This window comes from Devosia sp. WQ 349K1 (assembly GCF_016595685.1).
Classification (GTDB): Bacteria; Pseudomonadota; Alphaproteobacteria; order Rhizobiales; family Devosiaceae; genus Devosia.
Window position 1 is genome coordinate 219,700 of sequence record NZ_JAENGO010000006.1, and the last position, 13,274, is coordinate 232,973.

Annotated in this window: 8 protein-coding genes; 3 read left to right on the plus strand and 5 right to left on the minus strand. The window is 58.1% G+C overall.

Annotated features, from left to right (window positions below; all coding sequences use genetic code 11):
• Window positions 1-4 precede the first annotated feature (4 nt).
• The 3 genes from JHL21_RS13460 to JHL21_RS13470 are packed head-to-tail and all read right to left on the minus strand — an operon-like array spanning window position 5 to window position 3,938.
• Window positions 5-1,474 (minus strand): NAD-dependent succinate-semialdehyde dehydrogenase, encoded by a 1,470-nt coding sequence (locus JHL21_RS13460; protein WP_200214016.1) that lies wholly within the window; start codon window positions 1,472-1,474, stop codon window positions 5-7.
• A 27-nt stretch (window positions 1,475-1,501) separates the two neighbouring features.
• A complete protein-coding gene (locus tag JHL21_RS13465) occupies window positions 1,502-2,719 on the minus strand; it encodes an FAD-dependent oxidoreductase (protein ID WP_200214018.1) in 1,218 nt (405 codons plus the stop codon).
• A 22-nt stretch (window positions 2,720-2,741) separates the two neighbouring features.
• The gene (locus tag JHL21_RS13470; protein WP_200214025.1) at window positions 2,742-3,938 is read right to left on the minus strand and encodes an amidohydrolase family protein; all 1,197 of its coding nucleotides are present in this window, start codon (window positions 3,936-3,938) and stop codon (window positions 2,742-2,744) included.
• Window positions 3,939-4,761: 823 nt separating this feature from the next.
• On the opposite strand from JHL21_RS13470, the gene JHL21_RS13475 reads away from it, so the two are divergent.
• The 3 genes from JHL21_RS13475 (at window position 4,762) to JHL21_RS13485 (ending at window position 9,131) form a co-directional block, all read left to right on the plus strand.
• Window positions 4,762-7,938: a hypothetical protein gene (locus JHL21_RS13475; RefSeq protein WP_200214027.1), complete on the plus strand. Its 3,177-nt coding sequence runs from the start codon at window positions 4,762-4,764 to the stop codon at window positions 7,936-7,938.
• On the plus strand, window positions 7,938-8,330 hold the full coding sequence (locus JHL21_RS13480) for a hypothetical protein (protein WP_200214029.1): 393 nt from the start codon (window positions 7,938-7,940) through the stop codon (window positions 8,328-8,330). The genes JHL21_RS13475 and JHL21_RS13480 overlap by 1 nt, the downstream gene beginning before the upstream one ends.
• A gap of 168 nt (window positions 8,331-8,498) precedes the next feature.
• A complete protein-coding gene (locus tag JHL21_RS13485; RefSeq protein WP_200214031.1) occupies window positions 8,499-9,131 on the plus strand; it encodes a tyrosine-type recombinase/integrase in 633 nt (210 codons plus the stop codon).
• A gap of 144 nt (window positions 9,132-9,275) precedes the next feature.
• On the opposite strand, the gene JHL21_RS13490 is transcribed toward JHL21_RS13485, so the two are convergent.
• Together JHL21_RS13490 and JHL21_RS13495 are read right to left on the minus strand one after the other, a co-directional pair.
• On the minus strand, window positions 9,276-11,261 hold the full coding sequence (locus JHL21_RS13490) for a UvrD-helicase domain-containing protein (RefSeq protein ID WP_200214032.1): 1,986 nt from the start codon (window positions 11,259-11,261) through the stop codon (window positions 9,276-9,278).
• Window positions 11,245-13,173 (minus strand): ATP-dependent endonuclease, encoded by a 1,929-nt coding sequence (locus JHL21_RS13495; RefSeq protein ID WP_200214033.1) that lies wholly within the window; start codon window positions 13,171-13,173, stop codon window positions 11,245-11,247. Before JHL21_RS13495 ends, JHL21_RS13490 begins: the two co-directional genes overlap by 17 nt.
• Between the last annotated feature and the right edge of the window lie 101 nt (window positions 13,174-13,274).

Here is a 13,274-nt window from a genome sequence, read left to right on the forward strand (position 1 = left end):
GGCGCTAAGACGCGGCGTTCAGCCCGCCCATGCAGACGTACTTGATCTCCAAATAGTCTGCGATGCCGTGGAGCGAACCTTCCCGGCCCATGCCGGATTCCTTAAAGCCGCCGAAGGGCGCGACTTCCGTGGTCACAAGGCCTTCGTTGACCCCGACGATGCCATATTCCAGAGCCTCAGAGACACGGAAGGCGCGACCGAGATCTTTGGTGTAAAAATAGCAAGCCAGACCGAACTCTGTGTCATTGGCCAGATCGATAGCGCCTTGCTCGGTTTCAAAACGGAAGACAGGCGCCAGTGGCCCAAAAATCTCTTCGCGAGCAAAGCGCATGTCGGAGGTGGCGTCGGCGATGACAGTGGGCTCAAAGAAGTTCGCCCCGAGTGCATGGCGCTTACCGCCCGCAACCACACGCCCACCCTTGGCAACAGCGTCCGCCAGCAGCTCGTCAACCTTATCGACCGAATTGCCATCAACGAGTGGGCCGATCTCGGTACCCGCTTCCGTTCCACGGCCGATCTGAAGGGCCGCAGTTGCCGTTGTGAGCTTGTCGATAAAGCGGTCGTAAATGCCAGACTGAACATAGATGCGGTTGGTGCAGACACAGGTCTGACCCGCATTTCTGAATTTCGAAGCGATTGCCCCTTCGACAGCCCGATCAAGATCCGCGTCGTCAAAGACGATGAAGGGAGCATTGCCGCCCAATTCCATCGACACCTTTTTAACGGTTTGCGCAGCTTGAGTCAGAAGGACCTTGCCCACATCTGTCGAGCCGGTGAACGTGATCTTTTGCACCTTTGGGTTCGCGGTCAGTTCTGCACCAATCTCGCGCGCTGAGCCGGTTACGACATTGACCACACCGGCGGGAATGCCCGCCTGCTCGCACAGCTCAGCCCAAGCAAGCCCTGAGTATGGCGTTTGCGTTGCAGGCTTACACACCATGGTGCAGCCCGCAGCAATGGCTGGAGCAATTTTGCGCGCCAACATGGAAGAGGGGAAGTTCCAAGGCGTAATGGCACCAACCACGCCGACGGGTTGGCGCGTCGCCATGATCCGTCGACCCTGCCATGGGGAGGGGATGATCTCCCCGTAGGTGCGGCGAGCCTCTTCGGCAAACCAGAGCACGTAGGCTGCGCTCATGCCGACTTCGCCGCGCGCTTCACTCAGTGGCTTGCCTTGCTCTGCCGTTAGGATCTGCGCCAGCACTTCCTTATTGTCGAGGATGAGCTGATGCAGCAGGCGAAGCATATCGGCCCGCTCGGCGGCTGTCGTTTGGCTAAAGCTTTTGAACGCAGTGTGCGCCGCTTCAATGGCGAGGCGCGTTTCCTCGGTGCCACCATTGGGGATGGAACCGAGGATCGTGCCGGTCGCAGGATCTTCAACCGCCAGAGTTTTGCCAGAAAGAGCATCGCTCCACTTGCCGCCAATATAGAGCTGCTGGCGGAAAAATGGACTGTCGCTGAACGGGTGAGTCACTTGCTATTCCTTTGAAGCGGATTTCTCTTAGCTCAGATAGAGCTGGGCAATCTTGCGATTGGCTTCGATCATTGACGAGCGCAGAACATGCGCCTTCGCAGCCACTGGATCGGCAGCCATGCGGCGCATTTCGGCGAAATTAGCCTGACGGGTGGCTTCGTCCTTGGCTTCGAGGCGCTTCTTGTTCTGGATCGACTGCGCCTGCACAAACTCAGTCGAGAGCGTGCGACGCTGCAGGTCATAAAGATCGAGCAGAGCGTCGCTTTCGCCATGCCAAACGCGCGCCAGCTTCTCAGCCAAATTTGCCGCGTCTTGAATGCCGCCATTCAAGCCCATGCCACCAATCGGATTGTTGACGTGCGAAGCGTCACCAGCCAGCAGCACGCGGCCCAAACGGAAAGTTTTGGCGACGCGCTGATGCACGCGATAGAGATTACGATGGACGATCTCGTAATCACCTTCTTTGGGGAAAAAGCGCTGGAGACGCGCCTGCACGGCCTCATCCGACATCAACTCAGCTTCGGTATGCTCTGCCAAGGTTGGGAATACAGTGCGCCAGAGGCCCGGCGGTCCATCAGCAGCAACCTTGAAGCAATTGCACCACTCGCCGGGGTCGGCAAAATAGCTGCGATAGGCGTAGCCGCGGCTTGCCTGGAAATCGAAAGGCGTGGAGAGAACGAGGAACTGCTCTTCCCAGGTGAAGCCTGCAAACTCAATGCCAGCCCCCTTGCGGACAGCACTGCGGGCGCCATCAGCACCGATGAGATATCGTCCCTTAAAGGTCTGGTAGCCAGAAGGCGTGCGGACCTCTGCAACAACCTCCGTGTCAGATGCTTCAAAGCTCAACAACTCATGGCTGAACAGCACTTCTGCATTCGGCTCATCCTGCAGGTGCTTGAGGATGATCTTAGAAGTTTTGAACTGCTCGCACTGCACCACATAAGGGTATTTCGTTTCATCGGCGATGAGTGCGTGGTCATATTCGGCAATCATCTCGCCGGAGACGCGATCCCAAAACTGGAAGGTTTCAGCGACAAGACCTGCTGCACGAATTTCTTCTTCGAGGCCTAAGGCCCCCAGAAGCTCAAGTGTAGCAGAGTGGGTGGTGGCAGCGCGCGGATCGTCCTGGAGCGCGTCAAAACGCTCAAGTACAGTTACAGGAACGCCGCTGCGTGCGAGCGCCAGTGCAGCATACAGGCCCACAGGGCCGCCACCACTGATGAGAACGCGGTTATTATCGGACACGGATAATCTCCTAAATCTTAGCTTAGTGACCACCACCACCGAAATCGCGCGGAAGGCGATTTTCGGCGACGCGAATTGCGCGAGTTGGGGCTGGGGTATTGCGGCTTCGACCGACGAAGCGCGGCACGCCATCGGTAAACACAGCACCGACAGCGACGGGATCGCCGTGATGCAGGGCGGCGAGCGCCGTGGTTTGTGTGCCACCCAAGGGCGCATCAACCAGCACGAGGTCGGCATCTTTACCAGCTGCAATGAAGCCGGAGTTGAGCCCATAGACCCGCGCATTGTTGCCGGTTGCTGCGCCAATCACCATTTCCGGTGGCAGGTCGAGCAGGCTCGACAGATGGGTGATGGTATAGAACATGCCAAGGGGCATAATGCCCGAACCGGTTGGCGTATCGGTGGCAATCAGCAGGCGATCAAATTCGTCGTTGGCAATAGACGCTTTGGTACACAGCAATGCGGTGCGCAAATTGCCAGCTGTACACAATTGCAGCGCAACATCACTCTCACGAATAACCGTTTCAAAGTGACTGTCAGGCATGGCGACGGGGCCACCATTGATATGAAACGAGACATGCGGATTAACGGCAAGGACGTGATCGCCGCTGATCGGGGATGAACCTGGAATGGACGCGCCACCGGTGTGCATAGTGGTGATCATGCCGTACTCACGCGCCAGCGCGACCAAGGGCTTGTAGTCCAATGGGTCTTCGAAAGCCCCGAAGCCAGCTTTTGCCAGCCAAACGCCGGCAGCTTTGAGTTCTGCAAAATCAGCCTCAACCATGCCAGGCTCTAGGATGACCGAACCGGCCCAAACACGCATGCCGCCGGGGCGATAATTGGTAAAGCAACGCTGCGCTGCGATGGCCAGAGCCTTCACGCCGGTTGGGTCCGTTGGTCGGCCAGGCACGTGAACTTCCGAGGCACTAATGGAGGTGGTGACACCGCCATGCACGTAGCTTTCGAGATAACCAACGGTCTTCTGGCGCGGGGTGTAGTCACCAAAAGTGATGTGAACGTGCGAGTCGATCAGGCCCGGCATAACGGTCGCGCCGCCTGCGTCGACCACCACATTACAGGATGCCAAAGTCGCCGCGTCCACGGTGCCGACAGTTTCAATAAGACCGTCAGCCATAACGATGGCATCGCCCGATACGAAAGGTTGGCGCCAGTCACCGCTGACGATGCAACCCAAGTTGACGATGGCAGTCCGCATGTCTCGCCCCCAATATGACCACTCAAACCATGAGCGTCATCTTGTATGACAAGAATACAATATGTCAACACAGAAAGCATGCAGCTTCAGGTACGTGCACAATCGTTATGCATCATTCCGGCATGCCGTCTGCGGGGAATTTCAGTCGGCAGGTCAAAGGATGTTCATGACACAGAATGGCAGGCGTTACCGTGACGCAAAGGAGGCACGAACAGATCGTCTCGTTGAGCCGCACGCCCTGCTGATCCTACCGCCGCCCTCGTGTTTGGTGACATGGGATCCCGCGCTCGATGGTTTCCAACATTTTCCTGTGAATGGAACCAGGGTGCCGGAGGTCTGCGAGTCCACGAGGCATTCTATGAACACAGTCGCCAGGGTCGAAATTTATCACGCAGACTGTTGCATACTCGGCATCAGAATGCTGGTACGCGCGTCATAACGGGAGTTTTTTTTGCGACGCAGTCATTCACCGTGGAATGGCGAAATTGAGGTCGCGAGCTGCCTGTCAGAAATGCGTCTTCGCGCGCCCCTTCGTCCTTGCAGGAATCACAGATTTCAAAATGCTATGGCACGGTCACATCGCGGCCAACCGCAAGCAGCGAATAGCCTCATCCGGTCGAGTTGCTGGAATGCAGGCCGAATGGTTTAAGGACAAGAACATGGCCGTCAATGATCGTATCTGGATGCCCTCAAAGGTCTTATCGCAGCCGCAGGCGGCGCCTCTTCGTTCAGCCTCGAAAGACTGACGAAGCGCCAGCGGTCGCTGTGCGCCCGGCTGGTGAAATTCAGCCGAATACACCTAGTTGAGATCCTTGCCGGGCTTTTGACGCAGCCAGAAACCCATGCGGCGACGCTGCGTATTGAAGCCATGATCCATCTCGCTTTCCTCTACTGCAATGGCACGCGGAAACCGACGCTTCCGCAGGTCCGCGAATGGGTCAATAAGATTCTGCTCGAGGATGCCATCGGCAGGGGCGAGGACCCGGTTGAGGATGTGTTCAGCACCGTGGTTCCTTCAGGCGTCGGTAGCGCCACGATCCTCGAGGGAGCCTGGCAGGATAACGGTTATCACCTGCAACGAGTGATGGCTGCGTTGTTACCCATGCGCGGACAGGCCTGGGCAGACGAGGCGATGCACGCTGTGATGTCTCTGGTCAACATGGCAAAGGCGGTCGCGCAGAAGGCAGGTGTGGTCCGCTATACCCTCGCCGACTCTCAACCAAGCTCGCAGATCAGAGTTGCGCCGAGGAACGTCGAAGCGGGGGTGAAAGCGGTCACTTTCAGCCTGCAAGATATATCCGTAATGGGGCTGACCGCCCGCGATATCGCGCCCTTCGTTGGCAATGCGGCAGACTTTGCCGATCTGGCGAACGAGTCGCTGGCCAACAGTTCGCTCGAACGCTTTCCGCTGCTACGAAATGAGGACGGCTGGCTGGTTATGTTGCCGACAGCGCTCGGAGCCGCTGCTCGCCGCTTGATCCTCGAGAAGGCGGCAGCCGCCGGCGCTCTTGCTGACCTTAAGGCGTCGCTTGCCAAGTCCGAGCTGCAGGAGGTGCGGGCGGTCCTCGCGGGCAATCTGGGCCTGACCGAGCCGACCTTGCTGCCCCTGCCGTCCGAACCCAAGCTGAAGGTCGTCCAAGGGAAGTTTGATCTTGGCGGCTACGCGTTGATCGTCCTCATCGGTGACGACCTTTCCGAAGCGATGGCGACTGGCTTACAGGGAATGAATGACAAGGATCTCGATCGAGGCGCCTCGGCGGTCGCACAACTCGAAAGGCAGCACTCTGCCTCACCTGATTTTCGTCGAGGCATGACCTTGATCCTCAACGGCGGGGTCGGGCGCGGTATCGCCATGAGGTTTGACGAAAACCCCGCCGAGTGGCATCGAGTCAGTATCGGGCTTGGCGATGCGCTGCGGATGAGTTGGGACGGGGAGTTCGACGCCAAACGGATTTGGAAGCTGCTTTCCCAAAAAGAACAACTAGGCGGCCGTGGGTATCAGATCCATAGCGTCGGCGACTTCGTGAACCGCTATGGCTACCTGGAAAACCAAGGCTTCGATCCTGTACAAGCCGAGATCTCAAAGGGCGCTATGGCAATGCTCTCGACGGACTACGCGGCGAACGTGCGCCATCGCATCCGCAGCGCACTCGATTATCATCTGGTCATCGACCCGACCATCAGCCGGTTCGTCGAGGTGCAGCGGCGCTCCACCAGTTCGTACTTCAAGGAAGTCAGCAATCTGCCGCTCTACGTCGCGCCGTTTGAGGCTCTCGCCGGCACATTTCTTGCGGTAGTGGAAACGCCGCACCGCGCCTGGTGGGTCGAGCTAACGGATATCGATGGGCCATCGCGATCGTTCGCAGCGAAGATATGGGACGCTGCGCAGCGCTGGCTCGTTCGGCTCGCGCCGCGGCTAGAGGAGCAGCTTCCCAACCTGCCAGGGCCAACCATCCATTTCCGGCTGGAGTTTCCGGACATCGATCAGCTGACCGATGCAGCGCTCATAGATACAACGCCGCCGGAGCGACCGCAATTCGAGCTGGTCGATGGCGCTATTGCCATACGATCCAATTTGTCTTCGATGCGTGGCTACAGGAACGCGACCAATATCGCGGAACGCCAACTGCTCGCATCGATGGCCCACGCGGCCGCCGAGCTGGCTGGCTCCCCTCAGACCGAAGAGTGGGCGGAAAATCTCGTCACAGAGGTGACAGGTTCCCCCGACGCCCGTTTCGTGCATGCGTTTACTGCACGCGACATTACCGAGATCGTCGGATCGCACCTGGAACTGCCGAGGCCTCGTTTCGTGTTCGATGAAGACCGCAGTTGGGCTCACCTGGGGCTGGCGTTCGACGCGGGCGCCAAGACGGCAGGCAAGATCGCGCCAGAAGACACCGGGAAACTGCTGAATGATGCGGTGTTCAAGATCTGGGAGCGGATTAAGGGCAAACTCGAGAAGCTTGACCGGCGCTCCCTAGTTGTCCGCGCCTCGTTGAACCACGAAGCTATCGACAGGGATCGGCGCGAGTGGCAGCAGACCGCAGCCGCGCTGCGGGCACTCCACAACGACCAGGCCGATGTGCTCGAAGCAAACAACAAGGCCGAACTCAAGAGAGGGGCACCCGGGGTTGCAAGCCGTGCACTGGCCGAGATGGTGATCTGCACCTCGCCGACGAGCGGCGGTCGCCCATGCACGGACATCGACCTCGACGACCTGATCGGCGATGTCGCGGCGATGCTGGACTGTGCTGGTCAATCCGATGCGCACCACTATGGGCTCGCCACGACCCAACTCAGCGTCGCACCAAACGGCGACTTCCAGTTCGACAGGGGTTTCGGCGAGAATACTCATCTGCCCTACATGTCCGCCCAAGGCGATATCGCGTTCCATGACGCCGCGGACTCCTACGCGGACGCGTTCGACATGCCGGCTGCTGACGCGCCGGCTCCAGTGATCGACCCCGACCTCGAAATCGCGATTCGGGCCGAGTTTGGGATGGATCTAGAACATCTCGTCGAGACCTCACATGGCCTGGCTCAAATGGCATACGAAAGCGGAGATGCCTGTTTCAGCATGCGCAAAAGCGAAGTGCTCGACTTTTTCCACAAGATGGATGTCGCCGTCGATGCAGAGCGAGCGTACAACGCCCTCACGCTGTTGCCGCGAGCGGAGTGGGTCGAGCGCACCCCCCAAAAGGCCTCGGCGCGAGACTGGCAGCCTTGGCGCATGAACCGCAAACTGTCCCTGACGCGGCGCCCGCTGATACAGATCGACAGACCGACGATCCGGAAGTCATCGTCCCTTCGGCACTGGTTTCTAAGGTGGTTCAGCGCTTTTTTGGTCTCGTCGACGGCCGTTTGGGTGCCGAGATGTTCGACACAAAGGAGGTTGATCGCTGGCTTGGCAAGATCGTCAACGAGCGTGGCCATGCTTTCAACCATTCCGTCGCGGCCAAGCTCAAGGCAATCGGTTTGGAGGCCAAGCCGGACCAGCTGATGACGTTGTTCGGCGGGAAGAAGGACCTGGGAGACGTCGACGTACTGGCTTGGGACAAGAAGACCGGCACCGTGTGGGCGATCGAATGCAAGCGTTTGCTTCTCGATCGGACGATTGGCGAGATCGGCGAACGCCTCGCCGATTATACGACGCGGGGCACCCGGAACAAGAAGCGCACCCCCATCCAGAAACACCTCGATCGCGTCGATTTCCTGCGGGCGAACCTCGCAGGTGTCGCTAAGGTCACAAAGATTCCTGTCGCAGACATCAAGCTGAGATCCGCGCTCGTGACCGACAGGATTGTGCCGATGCAGTTCACAAAGACAATGCTTACCCTTGTGGATCGAACCTGCACGTTCCGCGACATAAGCAAGCAGTTTGGGTCGTCGTGAGGCGGCCTTGGCCGTGTCTGGCAACGGCGCCAAGCCGTACGGCGAGTGACGGGTTGTGACCGCTTTGGTGCAACGCCCCTTCCCTTGCGCCTATGAGATACCCGACTTAGCTGATGCGCGTCCAATAATCGTTTCTCCATCGGCCACCTCGGCCAATGGAGAAACGTAATGGGTATCTCACAGTACGATCCTGCAGCAGCAGGAAGACCAGCCTGGAATGCGGGAAAGCAAGTTGGTGCCAAGCGCGCCTTGAAAGTCAAGCAGATCTGGTCGATCCGGTTCTTTCTTGATCGAGAAGGTCGAATGCGAGACCGAGCGCTGTTTGACCTCGCTATCGACAGCAAGCTTCGCGGGTGTGACCTGGTGAAGATTAAGATCGGCGCACTTGTCTCTGGACCTTCTATTCGTTCCCGCTCGATGGTGATCCAGCAGAAGACGGGCAGACCGGTCCAGTTCGAGATCTCCGCTGATACTAGGGCTTCGCTACTCGCCTGGCTTGAACGACGCGGCGGCACGATCGATGACTTCGCCTTTCCTAGCCGAGTTTACACCGATGGTCACTTGAGTACCCGACAATATGCCAGACTTGTAGACGAGTGGGTGACGGCAATTGGGTTGGCTGCAGCGGAGTACGGGACGCATTCTTTACGTCGTACCAAAGCCTCAATCATCTACAAGGCCACGGGTAACCTGCGCGCCATCCAGATCCTACTCGGACACAGCAAGATAGAGAACACAGTCAGATATCTCGGGGTAGATGTTGATGATGCCCTCTCCTTATCGGAGGCAACCGAAATTTGACAACGCTGTCTTCGCCGGCGGATGTTCTCGCCGTCGGCGAAGCGCCCTCACTTCTGCCCTTCAAGGGTTGCCTCAGCCACCCCGAAAGCAGCCATGTCATACCTGCCTACCACGCGACCAGTCTAGTCGAGCAGGAGCCAAGGTTCATTGGGGGGCGTCCCCCTCGGCGACCAAGTCGATCACCAACCAGCCTTGTTCCTTTGCTGGCCCAATCAGTTCTGAAGCCGTTGACTTGGGAAGCGCGAGCCCCAGCAACTCTCGAGGCCGCGTTACACCGACAAATACATTTGTAGCGGCAGCAACAGCGATGCCCTCGAATCCCACAGCTGTGACGCCAAAAGCGCGGGGCAATACTGTCGAAAGGTCGCTGCACTTGTCTGTGGCGGCATGTCCCTTCCAAACTTCACTCTCCACTACCAATATCCCGTCAACGCTTTTTCCTTTGACCGAATGTATTGACCCCAAGGAAAGCGGAACACCTTCAAAATTGGCGCGTTTGTTGGACTTGGCTCTGCCATTGGATGCGACCGGCTTGGCGCCTGGAACAAAGGCCGTGTGCGCTTCCATAGCAGCTTTGGCTGCCTCTGGCCACGCGCCCAAAATGTCCGTCAATTCCTTTACAAATGCAGACCAAGCTAACGGTTCCCAGACTGCCTCTCCGAGCAAGACGTGGTCTCTGAGCAACCGCCTAACCCGCCGAGGAATCTGCTCACCATGGGCGGCCAACGCCGCCCATACATTCTGGGCAGCGACGGGCTTTCCGTGCGTTGTCTGCCACTCGTACAACCGGGCGACACCGGCCACAGCGCCCGCCAGGATCTCCGCAACCTGCGCAGGCGTTCCCTCCGCAGCGTGCAGGACCATGGCCCTTCTAAGCCGACGACACATCAGGTCGCTTTTCTCGCGCGCACCCCCGTCGCTGACATAGGCCGGATGGTAGTCTGCCAGGCTTCGCGGCTTCCAGATGCCCCGATGCGCGGCCGATCGGTGCCGCGACGCCACCGCCCATATGTCCCGAGATCTCACCGATTGACCCCAATGAATTGCCGCTTCCCTTGCGAACGCCGGCAAAACCGCTTCGATGGATGCCTGGTCAAAGAGTAACAGGACGCGGCGAGACGCCCGTTCGGTTTCGGCCACGATGATCTGTTCTGTTCGCGAGGTAAGACGACTCGCGAACGCTGCTATGTCGGAGCCAAACCGACGGGATGTATTGAGCGGTATTGAGGTAGCCCCGGGAGACCAATACTCGGGCTTAGGGTTATCGTCCTCATATAACGTCTGGTTGTTGTCGCCCAACCGTTGAAACGCGGTGTCGTTATGCTTGAAGATGCGCTCTAGGAGGCGCATTTGAGCGCCGTGCGTGTCCTGGGCTTCGTCAAGGATCACTAATGGAAATCGATTCCTGAGCCGATCAGCGAGGTCAGGGGTATCGTCCAGGGCTCGCTCGGCGAGGGCGATCATATCGGCATAACGGTAGAGACCGTCTCTGACCATACTGGCCTTCAACTTGGACAGTGCCTTACCGCAATCTTTGTCAGCGCCGTGCTGCCTCGGGCGCCTGTGCACCTCTAGCGAAGCTGGTCTGGTGGCCGTATCGGAAAAGTTGGGAGCCAGATTTAGGTTCGAGACCCACTCAGTAACTTGATTCCCAGCTTTGGCGGCGTGATTTGTCAACGCCCAGTACGAAGGATAGCGCCGCATGGCCTCAGCGGCGAAAACGTCATCATCAATTTGGCGGACCGTCCAACCTAGCCCCCGCAGATACGGCAGAGCTATATACTGGTGGACAAACGAAGTGACCGTACCCACGAAGTGAGGGTAGTTCATCATGCGGCGCGCGACAAGATGATTGGCTATCAGCCCTTCGACTTCAGTGCTGGCCGCATTGGTATGAGAGATCACGCACACGCCTTGCGTCCTGGCCTGCCAGGAGCGGGATAGCAAGACAAGCTTGGCACCCAAAAGGGTGGTCTTTCCGTTCCCAGGCGCAGCCTGCACGTCACACGGGCCTTTCTGGCTCAGAAAGGCCTGCTGGCTCGGGTGGGAAAAATCGCACCCACCGAGCTCTGCGCCAAGTTCGGCTAGCAATGCCTCTGACAGTGGTGGGACCTCAAACATCAAGGTCATCGACTTTGTCGGCGCCGTCCTCTTCCTCGTCTGGAAAAGCAGGAAATCCTGGGACATGTGGACTTGTTACATAATCGATTGCTCTGACCAGATATTGTGGTAACCGCGCCCGCATTTCCTCGGGCGTATCTTTGCGCGCTCTGAAAATAGACGCGAGCTGCTCAGCCATCTGTGCCTTCGAAGCTTCCTTTTTGAAGATCGGTTCGTAGATTTTCACGGCGATCTCGATTGCTGACAGGCCTTCGCCTTTCCATTCCAAGTACTGATCGCTCGCATTTTTTACGATCTTCGCCAGACGCTCGGGCTTCCGTGTGGTGGTCTTGGCAAGGAGAACTGCCTGGTACACACTTTCAGCCAGCTCAGGTTGCATCGCGAGATCGAACTCAAGGGTCCAGCAATCAGCAATGAATGCATCGACGGGATCGCCGACGTCTCGGCGGAGCGTGGCCATAAGCGTTGATATTTCTTCGCCTCTTAGTTCGCCCTCAGTCTTCCTTTCCCCAACAAGCCACTTGGCTTCAGCCGGCGGAATGTCGCGGTCAGGGACAAGTGCCACCGGCACGCTCACCGAGTTGCCCGATCGCCGCTGCAATATTCTGCTGTAGCGGAACAGCCCTCTGTGGCCCACATTCACAATGGATACGCCATACCGACTGAGCGGGAGGCCGAGCTTCTCAGCGATCGCCGGCATTAGAAGGTGTTCCCCGTCCCCCTCGACGACAATCAGCGCTCGAGCGAAGAACATGTTTGCCTTCGTCGCGTCGAGAAACCTCTTTAGGAACTCATAGTCATCGACCGAAAGGCGAGTGTGCTCTGCACCCAACGGGAAAGTCTGGTGCCCCACGACCATCGTCATGGCCTCCAAGTCAGCGCCGGCAGCCAACTGCGGGCTATGCGTGGTGAGCAATACCTGGACACCCTGTTGCGGGGCATCACCGATCCTAGTGGCTGTTCTATCGGCGAGAACTTCCATGAACAGAGTTTGATGTTGTGGATGCAGATGTGCCTCGGGCTCCTCGATCAGCAAAAATGGTACCTGATCGGGATGGGACTCTAGCAGCAACAGTTCAGCCGCCATGAACAGCAGGTTATTATAGCCCAAACCACGCTGCATCCGCCCGAGCGGCGTCTTGCCACTGAGGTAAAGCTCGAAGCGCTCAAGTATCTGATCGAACGAGCTTCCAGCCCCAAGGTCCAGCTCGGCATTCAGTGGATCACTGGCGAACGACAACTTACCTAGGAAATTCTTGTTCACGCTGCTTGCCACTGCAAGGATTGCAGGGTTGCTTCGGACGTCAGCGTCGGTTTGATCCAGTGTGTCGCGCAAAGTAGGCGGGGCCCCGCCGACCGCATTCTTGCCTTGCTCGCCCATTGCCGGCAAGGCTCCGAGGATCCGAGACAGTCGCGATTTGCGGCCGGCGCGCAGCTCTCGCTCCGCGTCGCGCAGTGGCTTGAGATAGGTAGCCTTCAGATACTCCCGGATATCGCCATCTAGCGGCAATCCGTCTGCCGCCGCGCCCGATCGATGCTGGCTCGACACTATAGTACCGCCGCCGGCTGAGGCGCGACGCGTCGCTTGAACACATACGTGGAGCCGAAGCTTGCCTTTCTCGTTGGAACACCATTCGAGAAACCTCGACTCTTCATCAGCAGTAAGCCCATCAAAGGTGCATCGGATCAGAAACTCTGAGGCCCTCGTGCCAGCTCCGTCGACGTGAAAGTCGTGCTCGTCTGGCCTGAGATAGTCATCTCCCCGGGTCCACAAAGCAAACCGTGCGGCATCTACGATAGCGCTTTTGCCCGCATCGTTGGGACCAACCAAGATATTGAGACCCGGGGACAGGCTAATTGCCAGAGGTGATGAGTTTGAGAAGCAGCGAAATCCGCTCGCATAAATTTCTGAAATAAACAAAGGGCGCCCCCGAATCCTTGTTCACAACTAGAGCAAGGATATCAATACTAGGGCAATGGTTATGACGTCGTCTGATCCCAAAGCCATGTTGCTGTCCCCAA

Excerpts from the sequence above, each read along its gene's own strand:
- JHL21_RS13490 (WP_200214032.1), bottom strand. The coding sequence starts at position 11,261 with ATGACCTTGATGTTTGAGGTCCCACCACTGTCAGAGGCATTGCTAGCC.
- JHL21_RS13480 (WP_200214029.1), top strand. The coding sequence starts at position 7,938 with ATGACGTTGTTCGGCGGGAAGAAGGACCTGGGAGACGTCGACGTACTG.
- JHL21_RS13485 (WP_200214031.1), top strand. The coding sequence starts at position 8,499 with ATGGGTATCTCACAGTACGATCCTGCAGCAGCAGGAAGACCAGCCTGG.
- JHL21_RS13470 (WP_200214025.1), bottom strand. The coding sequence starts at position 3,938 with ATGCGGACTGCCATCGTCAACTTGGGTTGCATCGTCAGCGGTGACTGG.